This is a genomic window from Bartonella sp. CB10SXKL (assembly GCF_042195515.1).
Classification (GTDB): Bacteria; Pseudomonadota; Alphaproteobacteria; order Rhizobiales; family Rhizobiaceae; genus Bartonella.
Window position 1 is genome coordinate 1 of sequence record NZ_JBHION010000011.1, and the last position, 20,352, is coordinate 20,352.

A 20,352-nucleotide genomic window follows, 5' to 3' on the forward strand; every position below is an offset into this window, starting at 1 on the left:
GGGAATGCTTGTGTGAGTGGCTCTTGTGAGATTTATGGCTCTGTTTATGGCAATGCTAAAATCTCATATTGTGCAACAATCTGGGGGCGTGCTTATGGCAATGCAAAAATCAATAAAAAAAGCAAAGTAAGGTTAGTTCCAAAAAATTGTGAGGTTTATGAAAGGGATAAGCTTGTCAATATAACTGATAAAACAGAATAAAAACAGGTATGGGGGGCGTGCATTCTTTATGGTTATAAACGCATATAAAATGCATTGCTATAAACATATCATAAAAGAGAGAGTAAAATAAAAAAAAAGCCGTGCCAAATGATATGACGCGGCTTTCAAATAACGATTATAATGATAAAAAATAATCATCCACAATGGAGTAATGAATGCATATATACAAAACGTATCATATTGCAAGTTCTCTATTAGAGATATGAAAACTTATCAAAAGGAATGTAAATGTGCGTATGATCTTTAATCACTCATTTGAATGAGAGAACCTATAACGCTTGTTATGGCTATTAAACATATCAAACAAATCAAAATGCTCGGTAGCTTTAACAATCCAATCAAAAGCAAATGCATATTAAGTGAATATCTTATAACAAAACGGTTTTTTACATTTACGAGCATTGGTTTTTAAAAGCAGATTTTTATAAGAAAAATAAACAAACGCTTTTATAAAATGTAAGGTTTTCAAGATTTTGCTCTGCTGTGAAAGCTAAATCTTAATTTTCTCATAAATGAAACGTTTTTAAGAGCAAATGATAACTAAGTTATAACTGTTATAAAAAAAGTTTTAACGTTTCTTATAAAGATCTCATTTTATGTTTCAAACGTTTAAACGTGCATTTAAAGAGGTTCTCATAAGCGTATTTGTACTTTTCATTAAAACCTAATTTCTTTAAATATTAGCCGGTTCATTTTTGGGGATGTTATCTTAGAATAGAGCATTCTTTAAACATTACAGCTTTTGACTCAAAATTAAGTAAAAACCCATACCTTATGATGTTACAATGGTTTTGAAGTTTGTTTGCTTATCTTTGTCTTAATAGCTGCCCCCAAATTTGGAAAGAGCTCTTTTGGTTTCGTATTTTTAAACTATAACTTTTAAAACGTTTTTAGTACCAAATCTAAAGTAGATAGTTATTCTACTGCCATGGCATTATTTGCCTCCATTTTTTTGTGGAAGCGAATAGTTCCATTCTTAAAGACTAGCCTGCAATCTATTCATTAAAAGGCTTTTCATTTCATAAGATATAGCATTTTGAATTTCATGACCTTTATTTCCTACCTCGGTAAAAAATACCGTGGTTATAAAATCGATCTTGTCTTTAAATCCTTTTATGCAATCTTTATAAACTAAACCTATAAGCTTATAAAAGTTTTAAATGATTACCTTCTTATAGGATACTATAACAACTTTAGATTTTGCGCTCCCCAATTTTGAGGACTGCAAATCTTGTGTTTTTATCATGCGATTAACAATCCAATCATTAAAACAAGATGTGATCTTTAAACGTATGTTATCGATAATTCCAAACAACTAAATTTTTAAACAATGCGATTTTGAGTGATAAAAACGTATCATAAAATTTATGAACTGTTATAAATGATAGCTGCTTTTCATTTTATTTGAATACACACATGCGTTATAATATTTACATCATGATTTGCTTTTTATGGTCTATTCATGCATGGCAATCTTATATAAAAAATGGTCAAATGAATCATGCATAAAAGTGTGGGTTCTTAAGTGGATTCATATAAAATAATTGCACACAACATATTGACTTTATTGCGTTTTTTGATATTATATCGAATATGCCTTTAGATAGATACAGATAAGACAGACAGTCTATCACGTGTTCTTGTTCTTCGAACCACCTTTTAAAAAACATCCTTTGAATCGCACTTAGAGCACTTTCATCTGGTACAAAGATTATATATAAAAGGCAATTTAATAAATAAATAAAAACAATTAGTTATTAAATAGAACAAAGATAAACCGCGCTATCAGATGATATTGTAGAGAGTTCTAAGGGAAGAAAAAATTGGTGCACAAACGTGCACGCCGCCCGCATCGCTCTATGTGAATTTTCTTTATTTTCTCATTACTTAGATAGTAAAAACTCTCTTTAAATTTACTGTTTGTAACTCTATAACGATATTATAAAATGATAACTGTAATAATATGAAAGACGAATTAATCCTTCTTTGCTAACAAATATTTCAACCACACCTCGTGAACTAAAAATTTTTCATTCTTAACAATTAAGAATCTGAGTAACTCTTCCTTACCTCCTCATTCTCACTCAAAGTCAAAGCTCCCTTTTTTCACCATAAAATAGTATTTGCAATGCATAAGATTAAAAAATAAAGGCCCTATCAAAGAAATAGGACCTCTTAAATTTAAGCTCCTTTATCCTACAAAACTAGAATTTGTAAGCTATTCCTGCGCGAAAATCATTCGTCTTATACTTAACTTCAATCTCGTCTTTAAATTTCTTTTTACCAAAATCTGAGTAACGGTATTCCGCACGCACAACAAAATGGTCTGTCATTGCAAAATCAACACCACCACCGAGAGTATAACCCATCATCGTTTTTGTTACATCCGATGTCCTATTAAATGGCTCACTTCCCGTAATTACTGTCGACAAAATATCTTGAAACTGTCCATAAGAAACACCACCAGCAATATAAGGCATCACACGCCCTGCAGAAAACCCAACACGCACCCGTGTAGCACCTGTCCATTTTTGTTTTAACGTATGATTAAAAGTTAAACTGTCTTTCTCTTCTTTAGCCTCTGTAGCAGAACGAGAAAAGCCTCTACCCTGTCTCCTGACAAGTTTTGCCCTTTTTTGACTTTTTTTTTCTGTACTTGCATCAGTATCACTACCCGATTCTTTAGTACCCAATCCTTCAGTGTCCTTTCCATCAGTATCAGTCCCACCAGCACTCGATTCATCAGCCTGAAATTTTGTTTTTGTATCCTTTTTTTCCGTTAAAACGATATCCGTATCAATCCCCATAATAAAATTATTACCGAGATCAAAATTAACACCCGCATAAAAACCACCTATAAATCCAGAAAGATCGGGCAGATACTGTTTCTCGATGGGGATCCATGGTTTACTTTTACTCTCCTCAGTATGATGGAGAGGAATATCAACATGAGGCGTTATTGCAGAAATTTTACTTGAAAAGCCCCCAACTTGCCCCCCAAAATAAAAACCTGCCCAAGAAAAAGGTGAAGAAGCAACAACTTCTGAGGCAACATGTACTGGCTCTTCATGAGCCACCACATCTGCAGCCTGTACTATAGAAGGTGAAATTAACGAAAAAACAGATGCTGTTATAAATTTTGTATTCATAAAATTATACCCCATTGCTAAATTTAAATATAATCAAAAATCACATTTAGAAAAACAAAGTTTTATAAAATCTTATGCCGCAAAATCGCATGTACTCCTTTATAGTTACATTTAAATCTATCACTATACTAATATATCATTACATCAAAATTTAATATTATCAAATAAATTTTAAAATATTATAATAATCAATACTTCAAATAATAAATATTTAATAAAAAAACCTATTATATTTTTAAAAGGAAAAAATATAAAACATTTTGTACCAATAATACTGCAAAAAAATCACAAAATAGTACATTTTATGCATTTTTTATGAGAAAAAATTCTAAAAATGATGTAATAATTTTTAGAAAATTGATATTCATTAAAAATATTATAAATACCTCAATAATCTTACATCAAAAATGCATAACTGTAGATTCTACATAGTATAAAAAATCACACCTATTTTATACTAAAATCATACCTTTTTTCTACCATTTTCTAAAGGATGAGATTATTAATTACGCACAATATCATTATCCTTCTAAATCTTGTCCCCAAACAAAAATTCTCAATTATTTTATTTAAAAATTGCTCTTCCCCTATTGATTTCTATATTATCATCTGCCTTTATTGCAAAACGGTCTTTATTAGGAAAAGTTATAAAACATCCCTTCATACAAATTGTAATTGTTTGATGAGTATTTAAAGAAATTTTTGAAGGTATACTTCCTTCAACAACAATGAGAGATTGTATCTTTAAATCAGTATTCTTCACTGTTGCAGCAAAAGCTGTTATGGTAAAAATACTTAACAGAATAACTGTAATCAAAACATAAGTATATTTCAGCATTCTAAGATTCCTTCCTCAGCAAAACGCTTATATAGGCTAAATCGAAGAGCGTTGGTTATATGAGAAGGTGAAGTAATATTAGGCACATAAATAGCCAAATTAAAGGAAAAACTCTTACGATCAAATGCCGTAAAACTCACCTGTGGGATAGGATTTTTTAAAACGCCTTCTGTCGAAGAAGCAATCTCTAACAAAATTTCAACAACATGCTCTGGAGTAACCTTAGATGATACAATAACTGGTATATCAATTCGTCCTACTTTATTGCGTCGTGTCCAATTACTAACATTATTATTAATAAGGCTTGAATTGGGAATAATAATCGTCTTACGCTGAATAGTCTCAAGTTCCGTTGCACGCACACTAATACGCTTAACAATACCAGCTACTGATCCAGATTCTATATAGTCTCCTATTTTAAATGGTCTTCCAACTAAAATAATAAGTCCAGAGACAAAGTTTTGGACAATATTCTGTAAACCAAAACCTATACCCAGTGAAAGTCCTCCAGCAATAAGAGCGAAATTTCTAAGATCCAAACCTGCCATTGATAATCCCGTCAAAGCAGATACAACAATGCCTCCATAACTTATCACTGTTTTGATAGAATTACGTATACCAGAATCGAACTCTCCATGAACCAACACCACACTATCTAACCAACCAATAAATCGGCGAATAAGAAACCAGCAAACACAAAAAGAAATCATTCCTGTTACAAGAGAAATCAAAGAAAGAGTAATATTTCCAATCTGAAAACCGGTCACCGATTGCCACAAAACTGCTTTTAAATCAGAATAGGAAAATCCAAACTGTACAGCAATTGGTATTGCACAAAATATAACAATAAATAAATTGAGAAAAACGCTCACAAAAACTCCCAATTGATTCATCGTTTTTTCTTCTAAATGAAACCTCTGCATCAAAAGATGACCAACCGTTGTTTTCATAAATTGGTCTTTAGTTCCAAGTGCTTGAGCGCTTTGTATTCCTAAATACATGAGAACTAAAAATGCTCCATCAATCATAATTTGCTGCATAATAAAACGCGCAAGACCAACATAACCTAAAAAATTCAATACAAAGAGCAGTAATCCCAAGCCAATAAGAGGAATGCGTATGTAAAATGGACAAAAGTATGGCTCTTTTTTTTCTCCTTGAAAACGCCTACGTCTAAACCGCAAAGGTACAAATGATATTATAAACAGCAATATTGCTACAAGAAAAACAGCAATAAAACTTTTAGCAATTGTCAAAGATAGAGGCGCTGAAATGATTTCATAAATACTATCAAGAACAGCGTCAAATGCCAAAACACCCCCTAAAGAAGTGAGTAAAATCACTAATTGATAAGCAGATGATGGTGCAATACTGAGAAGACGCACATGGGGCATATTCGATGATAAAAGAACAATCGCTAAGCGATTGATTAAAAATACTAAAATAATTTGACAACCTATCATATCAAAAACTGTTGTAAGCTTACCTAGATCTAAGTTAAAACTACGAAACAAAAACAACACAAGATAAACGCAAAGAATACATACAAGTGAAGGTAAGAGAACTGAAATAAAGGCAATCAATAAGCGTTGTAAATAAGATATTTCCTCATTAGACTTCGTAAAGTGGCAATACACATGAACAAGAACTTTTTGAGAAAAATACGAAAGACCCAAAGTAATAAAAAGTGGAATTAAAAAGCAAAGGAATAGTTGTAAAAACTTGAAATAAAATATAAAATTCCACCAAGAATCTAACAACAAAAGAAAATCTGATGAAGCCTCTTTTGTTTTTTGGGCGAGATTTTTAACCATCGGAATCGAAAACTCAAGCCTATACGTAAGCGTGCGTTTAAAAAGCTCCCGAGATTGAGAAATAGAAAGTTCAGCTATTCTATTTGCTGCTAAGAAAATTGCTTCAAAACGAAGCATGATACTGTTAATTTTAGCTTTTTGCTCTATCAAGTAAGAATATTCCTTCACTGAGCTTTTCAGTTTTTTCACGTCACGATGGAGCTCCGTTAATTGATCAAGAAGTGTATTAATCTCATTAAGAGGAGGACGCAAAACAAATGCTGCCTCAATAGCACGTTCACTGATATCTTGTGCACGTAACCGCAATTCTTCTAAAGCACGCTCATCTTCTGGCTTTCTGTCAAAATCTCTTTTTAAAGTTTCAGTATTTTCTTCAAGAGTCTCAATAATCAACAGTTGTTGTTGAATAATTTCATCAACTGAATAAGAAGCTATCGTTTGTTCCACAATTGTATTTTGTGCCCCCCGATTCCCCCATGCACCAGAATTAAATACAAAGATAATCCCCAAAAGAAGGAAAAGTATGTGGATGTTTTTTCTACAAAATGAATACATATCTACCTTACAAGCACAAAAAGGATTTTATTCCTCTCTTTTAAATATGGTATAAAGCAGCTATTTTCAACTTTTATAGAATAATCTTATAAAAGCTTTCCCTTATCCTATAATACTGATAATAAGATAAAAGAATGATAAATAATATGAACTCAATAAGATTAACGAAGGCACTCTAGCATGTTTTTTTTGCACCTTTATTGCAAAAAAGAAGATTTTCTTCCTTTGACAACCTGGATTTTTCTATCCAGTTTAGGTGTATTCTTGACGAGTACCTTAGGAACGCGTGCTTACTTAATCAAACAATCACACACCAATAATATCATTAAAACGAATAGATTTGATTTACAAAATAAGTGTGATCAGTTGAATGCTACCACAACTGAAAACAAAAAACTTGTAACACCCCATGCAGAATCTATTTTTATGAGAACCGTTCAAAGAATCCTAACATTGGATTTCTTTTTAATAAAGGTTCCAGCTGTTGATACACGATTTCGTAACGTTAAAACGCAATATTTCTCAAATAAACGCGCTCCTCCCAATGAACATACTTAATTCTCTTCCTTGAATTATAAAAACGATCATCTTATTTTACTTGTGCTTTTAACTTTGAATAACTGTTAGATTGCCTATTAGCGGAATATATCATGCGTACACCTGGTTGGTTAACTACCCTTTATTGTTTTATTCTTTTAAGCAGCATTTATGTTGCCTTACCCAATTTATTTTCACAAGAACAAGTTAAAAACTCGAAATTCTTACCCGACACCCGTGTAGCACTTGGTCTTGACCTTCAAGGAGGCTCTTCTCTCCTGCTCGAGGTTGATAGCAAAACGTTAAAACGCGATCAGTTACATATAGTTTTAAGCAATGTGCGCAATGTATTGCGTGAAAAACAAATCCGCACCTCAAGTGTGCGTATCGTTGAAGATAGCGTTATTGCCCTTATTTCTGACCCATCGCAAACTGAAAAAGCACTCTCTGCTTTGAAAACATTAATAACCCCCATACACAGTAGCTTTGGCACAACAGAACATAACATCACGATCAGTGCTCAAAATGAAACTCTCCGCGTCACATTAACGGAAGCTGGTATAAAAGACCGTGTAAGCAATGCTATTGAACAAAGCTTAGAAATCATCCGTCGTCGTATAGATCAAGTTGGTGTTTCAGAACCAGCCATCCAAAAGGTTGGAAATGATCGTATTATGGTCCAATTGCCTGGCCTACAAGATCCAAAACAACTGCGTGATCTTTTAGGAACAACCGCTAAGATGAGTTTTCATCTTGTTCCTTCTAATGTGGATCCCAATAATCCCCCTATAGGTGTTTCTATTCTCCCTGGATACACTGATGCAACACAACATTATGCAATTTATGATCAAATTGCTTTAGATGGAAATGTCCTGAAAGATGCCCGTGCAGGTTTTGACCCCCAAATACCAGGACGTTCCATTATTTCATTTACTCTAGATTCCGCTGGCGCAAAAATATTTGCCGATATAACACGACAAAATATTAACCGTCCTTTTGCCATTGTTCTGGATAATAAGGTTTTAACCGCTCCGACCATCAATAGTGTCATTCCCAATGGACAAGGTCAAATTACAGGAAACTTTGACCCCAAAGAAGCCTCAACTCTGGCTGCTCTGCTTCGTGCTGGTTCCCTCCCCGCACCACTCACGGTCATTGAAGAGAGAACCGTAGGCCCAAATCTTGGTGCTGATGCCATCCAAATGGGACTTTACACCGGCATAATTGGCTTTATTCTTGTTGCAATTTTTATTTTTCTTCTCTACCGTATTTGGGGATTAATTGCCAATATAGCACTAGCTCTGCACACGATTTTAACATTTGCTGCACTGAGTCTTTTGGGAGCTACGCTTACGCTGCCTGGTATTGCTGGTATTATTTTAGGCATCGGTATTGCCGTTGATGCTAATATCCTTATCAATGAACGTATCCGTGAAGAAAGTCGAAAAGGTGTGGGTGCTTTTGCAGCCCTAGATCGTGGATTTAAACACGCTTTTGCAACCATTGTTGATGCAAATGTTACGGCAATTATAGCGACTGTCTTACTATTTTGGTTCGGCACCGGTCCCGTTCGTGGTTTTGCCGTAACAATGTTGCTTGGTATTATCATCTCCATGTTTACAAATATCACCATTGTACGCATCATCATGATTTGGATCGTTCGTAAATGGAAAATTAAAAAGTTGCATATTCACTCTGCTTTCAACATCATGCCACAAAACACAACTTTCCACTTTATGAAAGCACGCTTCATTGGTATTGGCGTCTCAATTGTTTTATCAATGGCTTCAGTTTTTCTCTTTTTTAAGCCTGGATTGAATTTTGGTATTGATTTCATTGGCGGAAGCCAAATGAGTATTACCACCAAAGCACCAGCAGATCTAGCAACTCTGCGTTCCAAGCTTTCTACTCTTAATGTTGGTGAAGTTTCCTTGCAAAATATTGATAACGAAAACACCGTATTAATTCGCATGCAGAAACAAAGCGGTAGCGAAGCACAACAAACCATCGCCATTGATAAGGTTAAAACAGCTGTACAAAATATCTATCCCGATACCACATTCGATCAAATAGAAGTTGTTGGTCCCAAAATTTCAGGCGAGCTTGCCACAGCTGCTTTTACTGCTGTTATTCTTGCGGCTATTGCCATGTCTCTCTATATATGGTTACGCTTCGAGTGGTTCTTTGCCGTTGGAGCAATTATCACTCTCATTCTAGACACCACAAAAATGATTGGCTTTTTTGCTTTATTTCAATTTGATTTTAATTTAACAGCTATCGCTGCGCTCTTAACAATTGTTGGATATTCTATAAATGATAAAGTTGTCGTCTATGATAGGATGCGCGAAAATATGCGTCTTTATAAAAAAATGCCGTTGCGCGAGCTGATTGATCTGTCAATTAATCAGGTTCTTGTACGTTGTTTTTTTACATCAGCTACAACAATTCTTGCGATGCTCCCCATGGCGATATGGGGTGGAAGTGCTGTTCATAATTTTGCATTACCCATGGTCTTTGGGATTATTATTGCAACATCATCCTCTATCTTTATTGCTGCTCCTATTTTACTCCTGCTAGGAAATTGGTGGCGTGAGCGAAATAATCGTGCAAATATCAAAGTGAAATAAAAATGCCCTTTAATGCGTATGGTACATCTCGCCTCTCTTCTCATAGAAATATAGTCGTTTTCATTCATTCGCTTTTTGATCAAGAATAGTAAATAATCCATGCTCCACGACACACCACTTATCACAACTATTGTTGCAGGCTTATGTTTAGCATTTCTCTTGGGAATGATTGCTAGCCGTTTACGTATTTCACCACTTGTAGGCTATTTGTTAGCTGGTGTTATTGTGGGACCCAATACAGGCGGATTTAAAATAGATTCCGTCATCATTAATCAACTTGCTGAAATTGGTATTATTTTGCTGATGTTTGGTGTTGGGCTCCACTTTTCATTAAAAGACCTTTTATCTGTCAAAGCTATTGCTGTCCCTGCTGCTATTGCACAAATGGCATTTTCTACTTTTCTAGGTTTGTGCCTTGGTCTGATTATGGGATGGGGCTTCAGTGGTAGTTTGATCTTCGGTCTTGCTTTATCCATAGCAAGTACTGTTATCCTGCTACGTGCTTTGCAAGAGCGTCATCTTATTGAAACAGAAAAAGGACGCATTGCCGTTGGATGGTTGATTATTGAGGATTTAGCAATGGTCCTTATACTTGTCCTCATCCCTTCCTTGGCAAGTGCTCTCAGCAATACCAAAAAAGAAGCGTTGGATCCTCTTGTTCAATGGTTGGATTTAAGTATTTGGGGTATTTTTGGTCTCACCATCCTGAAAGTAATTGTATTTATTGCACTTATGCTCGTCATTGGGCGACGCGTTATCCCATGGCTTTTAAAAATGAGCGCACAATCGGGATCACGTGAATTATTTCGTCTTAGCGTCTTTGCTATTGCATTAGGAGTAGCTTTCGGAGCTGCTCATTTATTTGGTGTTTCCCTTTCTCTTGGTGCTTTTTTTGCTGGTATGGTCATGAGCGAATCAGAATTAAGCCACCGTGCCGCGGAAGAATCTTTACCACTGCGCGATGCTTTTTCTGTTCTCTTTTTTGTTTCTGTAGGCATGTTATTTGACCCCGAGAAACTCTTAACTCATTTTTTCCCTCTCTTAGCAACCTTATTCATTATCGTAATCGGAAAATCTGCTGTTGCCTTTTTCATCGTTAAGGCTTTTCGCTATTCTAATGCAACAGCTTTGACTATTTCTGCAAGCCTTGCCCAAATCGGAGAATTTTCCTTTATCCTTGCTGGTTTAAGTTTAAGCTTAGGACTTTTAAACAATGACGCTCATGATTTAATTCTTGGAGGAGCAATTTTTTCTATTTTGCTTAATCCTCTTGTTTTCATTGCCTGTAATAAAATTAAAAAACGTTTAGAAAAAAATTCTGCATCTTCACAAAATACCCAAACAATTATTGATATTGATCCACAAGATCCTGACCAAGATTTTTTACCAATGACCTTAAAAAATAACCATATCGTAATTATTGGCTATGGTCGTATCGGTAAGTGTGTTGCATTATCTTTAATAAATAGAGGTGAACCTATAGTGATCGTAGAAGAATCAAAACGCCTCTCTGATAAAGCGATTGCAGATGGCTTTGAGGCTATTTGCGGCAATATCATTCAACAAGAAATAATGAACGCAGCAAATATAAATAATGCACATAAAGTTGTTATTACAATGCGAAGTACCATTGAAGTAGGAGAATGTATCGTGAATATCCGTGATATGAAGAAAGATATCCAAATAATCACACATGCATTATCCGACACAGAAACAACATATCTCATTGATTTAGGTGCTGATGTTGTAGTAACAGATGATGAAGAAATTGCCAATGGCATTATAGAGTATATAACAGAACGAAGATCTGTAAGGAATATGCTCAATCATGAAAATTTACAGAAAACATAAAATGGATACAGAATCGTGAAAATAAAGCAATTTATATGGCCATTGATTGGTATCTTAGCAATGCTGGTATCTATTCGAATTCTTTACATGAAGCTCTCTGCCATTTCATTTGGGGATGTATTGGAGCGCTTGAGCAATTTAAATGCACAGCACTGGTTATTAGCCTGTTTATGTTCTCTCCTAGCTTATGCTGCTCTTGCTGGATATGATCGAATTGCCTTGCAACATCTAGGCCATAAAATTTCTTGGATTTTTATCGCTATATGTTCATTTACAACCTATGCTCTTTCACACAATATCGGTGCTTCAGTTTTTTCTGGTGCCGTTGTACGCTATCGCGCCTATAAAATGAAAGGATTAAACGGAACAGAAATCGCAATATTAGTAGGTTTTTGCTCTTTTACTTTTGTAATCGGTACAATCTTACTTTTGGGAATCGTTTTGGTGCTGCAACCCGAAATTATCACCCTCATTCATAAAGAACTTCCTGAATGGCTAGGAACAGCAGCTGGAGCAATTTTACTCAGCTGTATAGCACTTTATACGTTTGGCAGCTGGCTTCAGTTAAAACCCTTACGCTTGGGTAAGAAAATTCAACTTTCCTATCCACGGCTGAAAATTGTTATTCAACAGCTTCTCATTAGCCCTCTAGAACTTTTAGGAGCAGCAGGAATTATATATGCTGTTCTCCCACACAACGCAGATATTCATTTTATCTCTGTTCTTGGTGTTTTCCTAGCATCTTTTACGATAACTCTTCTCTCTAATGCTCCAGCAGGAGGAGTAGGAGTTCTTGAAGCTCTCTTCATCACAGGCATGCCCAATATAAATCCAACCGATGTTATTGCAGCACTTATTGTCTTTAGAATGTTTTATTTGATTATACCGCTCATCATTTCATTATTTGTGGTCGCCATTTTTGAAGCGCAACAATATTGGAAAAGAGCCCCCAAAACACCACCTGAATAAATAAAAGGTTATCAATTACTTCTTTTTGTGTGCCTATATAAGAACAGGATACCATCGTGTTACCAATTTACATATTTTTTTTAAGAAAACTCTCTCAGTGCTCTTCCCCATTACACAACAATACCCGTGAATGGTATAATAATAAAGTCATTGTTGCAACATCATCTTTATACTTAATAAGAGTAAGCCTGCACCATTATACTATTTTCCCAATGTTGTGATAACTTTTGGCGCCTAAGAACGTTAATAAGAATCATTTTTATGCTTTTCTTCAATGGTCTTTATCCGCACGTTAATCCCATTTATAATGCAAAAATAATAATTTTAATTGATTCATTATAAGAGGGATTGAAACAAAAGAAGTTTATGATAGTAAAGTTTAAAAAAAGAATAATTAATCATTATAAATCAATATATTATAATGATTCTGAGCGGCTTTCTTAATATTTATATTTTTAGAGGTTAAGCTAACGGAAAGACAGCATAGCATAACTTCATAGTTTAATATTTTTAAACTTGAAGCCTCATTAAAGCCTATTGTCTTTCGTTTAACAGGTACTAGTTTTAAACAATTAAACTGATCTAATTTTATTCCTGTTATGTCCGCTAAATACTTTATTTTATCTTGATTTACCCTCTTGGAATACTGATGATTATTACAGAAGTTTTTTGTTTAAGCGGGAGAGTTATCAAAAAATATCCACGCTGCTAATACAACTAAAGTGCAAAGTTTCTTCTGTCTTTAAACAATATGCTAAAAATCCAAAAAAAATTTAATCAATTTATATTAAAAGAAGTGAAAACTGTTGATTTTTATACCCCTTTAAATAAGATAATTGTCGGTAAGAAGCTTCTCCTTACCAATTGCGACTTTAAAAAAAAACAATACGCATTAAAAGATCTTTAAATGTCCTTTGGAAGTTTTTTGAGTCCCCTAAAAAGTACAAAAACCGATGACTAAGCTATATCAACAATCTTCACTTTTAAACAAACAGATATGGGGAAATCCTACTGCCCAATTTTATTTAGAAACTCGTATCTTAAAAAAATTTACGCAATCAATGAGTTATTTACGGTATAAAATAGAATGGTGGGTGATGAGGGGATCGAACCCACGACCCGCTGATTAAGAGTCAGCTGCTCTACCGACTGAGCTAATCACCCATAAGCTTCTCAAAAGACGAGAATGAGCGTTTCTATAACGCTCCTAAGGATGGATGTCCAGATATTTTGTTGTTTGTTATATAAACTCATTGTCTGTAAGGTTAAAAATATGATATTCACCACTTGATCTTATATAAAAATAAACCCATTATAAGAAGCTTTATAAATAAATGTTCTGATTGTTACACAGAACCTATAATTAGAGGATTATCGAGCATAATGCCCGAGCAAAATTTAGAGGGACCTTCTTGTGGTTGTAAGCGGGATGGGGCATCATTTTGTTTTATCAGCAATCACATGCATTCAAGCAATATTGTGTTGTTTTTTTCTTTGAATATAAGTTTTCTTACATACAATGTTCATGATCCAATATACGAATAAAAGCCTATGAATTTTTTTTGTCAATCGCGCGCTTTTAAGCTTATAAAAGGTAAGGAATGATGGAATGGATCACTGATCCCCATGCGTGGTTTGGTTTGATCACGCTGGTTTTTCTCGAAATTGTTTTAGGAATAGATAACCTTATCTTTATTGCAATTTTAGCTGAAAAATTGCCACTGCATTTGCGTGACCGCGCACGCTTTATAGGTCTTACTTTAGCATTAATTATGCGGCTTTTCCTCCTTACAGTTATTGGATGGGTTATGAGACTCGATAGGGTCATTCTTTCACTTTCATCTTTTGTATTTAGTTGGCATAGCTTTATTTTAATCGGTGGTGGAGCCTTTTTGCTAGCAAAGGGAACGCTAGAATTACATGAAAGGTTAGAAGGGGTATCACATGAAAGAAAAACAGGCCTTGGTTATGCTGTTTTTTGGCAAGTAATCGTCCAAGTCGTAGTGCTGGATGCCGTTTTTTCACTAGACAGTATTATTACCGCAACAGGTATGATTGCAAAAGAGCAGGCAGCAGTTATGTATATCGCAGTCATAGCTGCTATGGGAGTAATGATGTGCGGATCTGGTGCTCTTATGCGTTTTATTAATCGTCATCCCACTATTGTAATCCTTTGTCTTGGTTTTTTGATGATGATTGGTTTTACTCTCATTGTTGAAGGATTTGGTTTTCATATTCCAAAAGGGTATTTATATGCTGCTATTGGTTTTTCTGTTCTCATCGAAGTTTTTAATCAAATTGGACGTCGTAACCGTGAAAAAATGATTAAAACGAATGATCTACGCAGTAGAACAGCTGATGCTGTTTTGAGGCTCTTAGGAGGAGGAAGCAAAGATAGTCACCTTGCTGAGACTGTAGATGTTATTGCTGAACAGGCCGCAGCATCTGAGTTGTTTAGACCAGAAGAAAAGGAGATGATTCGTGGTGTTCTCGATTTAGCTGATCGCCCTGTTCGCTCTATCATGTCGCCGCGTAATGAAATTGAGTGGTTAGATTTAAATGCTGATGAAAATGAAATGCGTGAAGAATTACAAAAGGTTAAACATAGCCGCTTAATTCTTGCGCGTGAAAAAGTGGATGAATTTGTTGGCGTTGCGTTGACAAAAGATCTTCTTTTGAATTTGGCTGAGGGAAAAAAGATTAATTGGAAAAAAGCTATGCGAGAACCCCTCGTTGTTCATGAAAACACAAGTGTTTTACGATTGATGGAGCAATTACGTCATTCTTCGATTCAGCTTGCAATTATTGTTGATGAGCATGGATCTTTTGAAGGAATTGCAACACCAACCGATATTCTTGAAGCTATTGCAGGAGACTTTCCTGATGACGATGAAGAACTCATGATCGCAGAACAACTTGAAAATGGCAGTCTTCTTGTTGAGGGATATGCTGATATCCGCCGTTTAAGTGGTTATCTTGGGCGTAACCTTGTGGATGAAGCAGATCGTTATACGACTCTGGCAGGCTTTATGCTTTGGCAGTTTGGTCATTTACCAAATGAGGGAGAAAGCTTTGAAACTGATGGTTTACACTTTAAAGTGATTGAAATGGAACGCCGAAACATATCTAAAATCCTTATTTCTCCACTTGTATCACCAGAAAAAAACTAATTCTTTTTATAAGCAAAACGAATAAAAAGATTTTTTTATGATTAAAAATTGAAAAAAATAAGAAGTTGATAACTCAATTGCATTTCATTATTTTTATATTTTTTTAAGCGTAAAATAATGAACATACAAAAGTTATGTTATCAATGAACTTTCCATTACAAAAAATTTTCATTGATGATTGACAAAAAGCTGGAAGAGAGAAAATGATGCAAAATTATTTGTCAATGGTCATTAATCTAAAAAACAATGAATATATACAACATATTGATTTATAATAATTATTTATTACAATATTACCTTTATATCAAGAAAGCCTCTTTCAAACATCAGATTTCCGCCAATGGATAAAACTCCACCATTGTTGAGTTCACTCAACTGATGATGGCAGCTTTAAACCAGACTCTGGCTCCTATAATCTTTTTAGATCTTCTTGATATTTCTTAAGGAGCTATTCCTTATCTTTTGTTTCGATAAATTTAGCTATTTTTTTCCTTCCAAGAATGAGACTCAACCTCTCTGGAAAGTCCCTTATTAAGAACTTTGTTTTTCTTCTAGATAGCTCATATTTTTGCTACTTTTTAATTAAAGCGTAGCTGAGCTGCTTAGATTTCACCACTTCTTTGACTAAAGCCAATGCACGTTCAGATGAATCTGTTGGGTATTTTCATCAAAGCCTAAATGATCCTCTGCACTGAAACTTTGATAATAAGATTGTAAGGTTGCAACATCACCCAATAAAGACAGTGCACCAATATGAAGTAAGCTATAATCTGCATCATATACCTTGATAACCTTTATGTGCCTCCAACTTCACTCTATCGCCAAGGTGGTGCTCCATATCTGGAATAAAAGCATTTATGAAGATCAATTTTTTCTATCGCCTATTTCAAGACATAATCAAGCTTAATTCCAACCAATCTGCATTATATTTCTTCTTCACAAACTCTCCACCCCTTTTTATCAAAATCAAGCTGTAGATCTTGTAAGTGCTGAGAATTGATAGGGATCAATTACCACGCAGGCAGCAGCTAAAATACCAGTCGTAATCGAAACTCCAAAATCAAATTGCGGATAACCTTTGATAATTGCGTCATTATAAAGAATTTGTACTTCACAATCTGGTAGTTGGTAACGTGCTGAATAATTATCTACCTCTTTAATTTTTCAACAGACCAATCAAGATTTTTGAAGAGCACTGTTGTACTCTCCATGATTAAAAAATTCTTTGCTCTACCTCAAAAGAGGTTGTATCCATATCAAAAGTCAAAAGCGAAGCAGATTTTTGCAAACAAAAGTGATAACGCCGTGTAAGAGAAGAATCTTATCAATAAGGTCTTTGGTGATTTCTTTTGTAACGTCTAAACGAGATGGAATCTTATTCATAAAAAAACACAATAAAGTCAATAGGTTTTGTGCAATTATTTTATATAAATCCCATTTAAAATCTATACTTTTATACGTGATTTAATTGACCATTTTTTATAAACAATTACCATGTATGAATAGACCACAAAAAGCAAATCATGATGCAAATGTTATAACGCATGTAAACATTCAAATGAAGTGAACAGCAGCTATCATTCATAACAGTTCATAAATTTTATGATACGTTTTTATCACACACAAATCGTATTGTTAAAAACGTAATCGTTTGAAATTATCGATAAACATAAATTGCATACGTTTAAAGAATGGTATGGGGTTTACTCTTTTTTTGAGCTAAACCTTAAAAAAATAATCATTTGAAACTATCATAAGATAGGTTTTAATTCATTAAGGGCACATAAAAGGATTTAAAGACAAGTCAATTTTAAAGCACCACTTACTAAAAAGTTAGTAAATGATAGGCAGACATTATGGAGATACTATCATCACAACAAGTCTTGCATTGCCATATACATTACCTCTAATCACGATATAATCAGGAGATCTTGGCATTGCCATAAACAGAGCCGTAGACCTTAGTATGACACCCCACACTAGCATTGCCCTAAACCTTGCCTAAACAACCGCATGATCATAAACCGCGGCATTGCTATAAATACGTACAATACCGGATAATTTTTCATTCCCATAAACCCACGCATAATGATAAACTCAACCGTTATAAAAAAGATGAGCATTGTCATAAACATGAGCACCAAAATACACATAGGTTTTATCACATATAAGGGTATTGCCATAGACATAGCCCCCAATGGCAGTATTGCCATAGCCCCTTGTATTTTCATAAACACGACCAGATTTTACAACACAGGCATTATCAGCAACCCAGCAATTGCCATCATGAGAGAGGTTGCTTTCAATTTCAATAAAAGCATCTAGATCGCCTTTTTTACATCACCAAAATCTCTTAAAGTACGAATGCGATATAATGCCAGTCACGAAATCCTTTTGATTGGTCAATTCATATTTTGGATGGTTTTTCTTATTAACAGGAGCGGTTTCATTTGTAATGGAAGAAATAACGGAGGTGTTTCTTAATATAGTTGTTATAATTAAGCCTATATGTTTTTAAAAGTTTTGAACAGACATTAAGCCAACTCCAAACCAAATGTTTGTTGAATCAAGTGCTCTGTTCAAACTAATAATAACATATTCATTACCTAGTAGTAGAATACCAACTCCTACACCTGCATAAAGCGAAGCAATAACCCAGCCCATATGGCTATGCTGTATGACTATAATAGAACCCAAAACCATCATTGCTACACTCGCAACACCAGCAGCAAAACGGATCAAAAGAACTAAGTATTAACGCCATGGAAATAATTAAGTGCACTCATTACTATACTGTATAAGATAGCATACGAGGAGCAAGAGATATATTCCAAATTCTGCCAAACGTAAAGAACATACTCCCAACTAAATAACCATCATAATTAGCGCTTGGTATATAAGAACGTTGATTAAAGGTAAACAATCCCTCATCCAACATAACTGGCAATATTGGTGTATAGAGAAATCACCAGATACCCATATCAAAACCATACCGAATACAGCATTTTGAAACAATTCAAATCTTGAAGGTTGTTTTTCCTCCTTATTGTTCCTTTAACTGGTGATATTCCTCATCTGCGTTCCATCTCACCATAACAGCCTTTAGCTCCAAAAATAGAATAAAAGAAAATTTAGCTATCTATTTTAATGCTCAAAACAATATATTTAGCGATCTACTATCAACATCGCCAGATCAGTTGTACAATAACATATTGAATTAATATGTATTTTTATGTTATAAATGTTTATAGTTAAATTGAAAGCATATTTAGATAATCTTGTTTTTTATCTCGATATTCAAAATGACTAACCGAAGAATTTATATACGCAGCCGTAAATTTTGCTTCTCTTAAAATCATTTGCTTATTCGCTAAAAAACTTAATAAACAACTCAAATAACCATTTTCATAAAAGAGGAAATTGGCTTCTTTTTAGGTAATATTGTTATTTAGGATAATATGAAGTTGAAAAATTTGGTGCACCCGACAGAATTCGAATCTGTGACCTCTGCCTTCGGAGGGCAGCGCTCTATCCAGCTGAGCTACGGGTGCTTCACACTGATTATTAAAATCAGTTATGGTCTTTTAACTAATCATACTCTTAGCTTCAATGCTAAATTATCATTCTAATAAAAAAATTACTTGTTTGTGATTTATCTAACGACGCACTCCTTTTACTTTTTAATGATACTTTACCTTGAAATAACTTCTCTTTATTCAATGCTCTTTTTATTATAAAAAGAGCTTTTATTACAACTTCAAAACTCTCATAAATAAGTTACAACATAAATTATAAGTATCAGGATAATTTTTAAATGGCTACATTACCAAGTCGCTTTCATTTTATTTCCGCAGAAACTGAGGAGGCTATCAAAGCTACCCATAAATTAATTTCCGTTTATGGTCATTCTTCTCTGGAAGAAACTGATATTGTTGTTGCAATCGGTGGTGATGGGACAATGTTACAAACCGTACGAGACGTCATGAACACAGGCAAACCTATTTATGGCATGAATCAAGGTTCTGTAGGATTTCTTATGAATGAATTTCATGAAAAAAAATTGCCCAATCGTATTGCTGCCGCACATAAAAAAGAAATCCATCCCCTGCGCATGATTGCAAAATCTGAATGTCAAGATTCTATCGAGGCGCTTGCAATTAATGAAGTATCCCTCTTTCGGCAATCTTATCAAGCCGCAAAAATTCGCATCACCATTGATAACAACGTACGCATGGAACAATTAAGTTGTGATGGTGTCCTCGTCGCTACACCAGCTGGATCAACCGCCTATAATTTATCAGCGCAAGGACCTATCTTACCTCTTATGGCTCCCCTTATGGCCCTCACTCCTGTTAGCCCTTTTCGCCCTCGGCGTTGGCATGGAGCTTTGCTTCCCAATACAGTAACAGTGCGCTTTGATATGCTTGAACCTGACAAACGCCCTGTAAATGCTGCTGCAGATAATATTGAAGTTAAATCTGTCCATTCAGTTACTATTTCAATGGCAACAGAAGTAACAGCTTCAATCCTTTTTGACTCAAATCATTCATGGGATGAGCGCATTTTATCAGAACAATTTCGCTATTAATGATTGTATTATGCGTTTTATGTGTATATGAT

At 34.6% G+C, this 20,352-nt stretch carries 13 protein-coding genes, 2 tRNA genes and 1 pseudogene; 7 read left to right on the forward strand and 9 right to left on the reverse strand.

The window, feature by feature from the left end; translation table 11 throughout:
- Positions 1–201 (forward strand): annotated as a pseudogene (locus ACFIK3_RS06690) (hypothetical protein); the annotation flags it as partial.
- 2,225 nt (positions 202–2,426) lie between these two features.
- Here ACFIK3_RS06690 and ACFIK3_RS06695 read toward each other — a convergent pair.
- From ACFIK3_RS06695 to ACFIK3_RS06705, 3 genes are all read right to left on the reverse strand, one after another.
- Entirely contained in the window at positions 2,427–3,371 is a 945-nt protein-coding gene (locus ACFIK3_RS06695; protein ID WP_375670835.1) for an outer membrane protein, read from the reverse strand.
- Positions 3,372–3,936: 565 nt separating this feature from the next.
- Positions 3,937–4,209, reverse strand: coding sequence for a hypothetical protein (locus tag ACFIK3_RS06700; RefSeq protein WP_273790700.1), 273 nt, complete (start codon positions 4,207–4,209; stop codon positions 3,937–3,939).
- Complete coding sequence (locus tag ACFIK3_RS06705; protein ID WP_375676440.1) at positions 4,203–6,578, reverse strand: mechanosensitive ion channel domain-containing protein; 2,376 nt, start codon at positions 6,576–6,578, stop codon at positions 4,203–4,205. Before ACFIK3_RS06705 ends, ACFIK3_RS06700 begins: the two co-directional genes overlap by 7 nt.
- A 180-nt stretch (positions 6,579–6,758) precedes the next feature.
- Between ACFIK3_RS06705 and ACFIK3_RS06710 the strand changes: the two genes are divergently transcribed.
- The 4 genes from ACFIK3_RS06710 to ACFIK3_RS06725 all read left to right on the forward strand — a co-directional run bounded on the left by ACFIK3_RS06710 (position 6,759) and on the right by ACFIK3_RS06725 (position 12,562).
- On the forward strand, positions 6,759–7,136 hold the full coding sequence (locus tag ACFIK3_RS06710) for a hypothetical protein (RefSeq protein ID WP_273790698.1): 378 nt from the start codon (positions 6,759–6,761) through the stop codon (positions 7,134–7,136).
- A gap of 92 nt (positions 7,137–7,228) precedes the next feature.
- On the forward strand, positions 7,229–9,742 hold the full coding sequence (secD, locus tag ACFIK3_RS06715; RefSeq protein WP_375631221.1) for a protein translocase subunit SecD: 2,514 nt from the start codon (positions 7,229–7,231) through the stop codon (positions 9,740–9,742).
- 99 nt (positions 9,743–9,841) lie between these two features.
- Complete coding sequence (gene ybaL, locus ACFIK3_RS06720; protein ID WP_375631222.1) at positions 9,842–11,593, forward strand: YbaL family putative K(+) efflux transporter; 1,752 nt, start codon at positions 9,842–9,844, stop codon at positions 11,591–11,593.
- 15 nt (positions 11,594–11,608) lie between these two features.
- A complete protein-coding gene (locus tag ACFIK3_RS06725; RefSeq protein ID WP_273790695.1) occupies positions 11,609–12,562 on the forward strand; it encodes a YbhN family protein in 954 nt (317 codons plus the stop codon).
- Positions 12,563–13,650: 1,088 nt separating this feature from the next.
- Here the strand turns inward: ACFIK3_RS06725 and ACFIK3_RS06730 are convergent.
- Positions 13,651–13,726: transfer RNA gene (locus ACFIK3_RS06730), tRNA-Lys, on the reverse strand.
- A gap of 437 nt (positions 13,727–14,163) precedes the next feature.
- On the opposite strand from ACFIK3_RS06730, the gene ACFIK3_RS06735 reads away from it, so the two are divergent.
- Positions 14,164–15,732 carry a TerC family protein gene (locus ACFIK3_RS06735; protein WP_273790694.1) on the forward strand — a complete coding sequence of 523 codons (1,569 nt, stop codon included), beginning with the start codon at positions 14,164–14,166 and terminating at the stop codon, positions 15,730–15,732.
- Positions 15,733–16,356: 624 nt separating this feature from the next.
- Here ACFIK3_RS06735 and ACFIK3_RS06740 read toward each other — a convergent pair.
- From ACFIK3_RS06740 to ACFIK3_RS06760, 5 genes are all read right to left on the reverse strand, one after another.
- The gene (locus tag ACFIK3_RS06740; protein ID WP_375631244.1) at positions 16,357–16,530 is read right to left on the reverse strand and encodes a DUF6990 domain-containing protein; all 174 of its coding nucleotides are present in this window, start codon (positions 16,528–16,530) and stop codon (positions 16,357–16,359) included.
- Between the two features lie 1,181 nt (positions 16,531–17,711).
- Positions 17,712–17,963 (reverse strand): hypothetical protein, encoded by a 252-nt coding sequence (locus ACFIK3_RS06745; RefSeq protein ID WP_375660839.1) that lies wholly within the window; start codon positions 17,961–17,963, stop codon positions 17,712–17,714.
- Positions 17,964–18,246: 283 nt separating this feature from the next.
- Positions 18,247–18,474, reverse strand: coding sequence for a YbfB/YjiJ family MFS transporter (locus ACFIK3_RS06750; protein ID WP_375654512.1), 228 nt, complete (start codon positions 18,472–18,474; stop codon positions 18,247–18,249).
- A 46-nt stretch (positions 18,475–18,520) separates the two neighbouring features.
- On the reverse strand, positions 18,521–18,670 hold the full coding sequence (locus tag ACFIK3_RS06755; RefSeq protein WP_375676447.1) for a YbfB/YjiJ family MFS transporter: 150 nt from the start codon (positions 18,668–18,670) through the stop codon (positions 18,521–18,523).
- A gap of 536 nt (positions 18,671–19,206) precedes the next feature.
- Positions 19,207–19,283 (reverse strand) — tRNA-Arg (locus ACFIK3_RS06760).
- 263 nt (positions 19,284–19,546) lie between these two features.
- Here ACFIK3_RS06760 and ACFIK3_RS06765 point away from each other — a divergent pair.
- Positions 19,547–20,320 (forward strand): NAD kinase, encoded by a 774-nt coding sequence (locus ACFIK3_RS06765; RefSeq protein ID WP_273790691.1) that lies wholly within the window; start codon positions 19,547–19,549, stop codon positions 20,318–20,320.
- Positions 20,321–20,352: the final 32 nt, after the last annotated feature.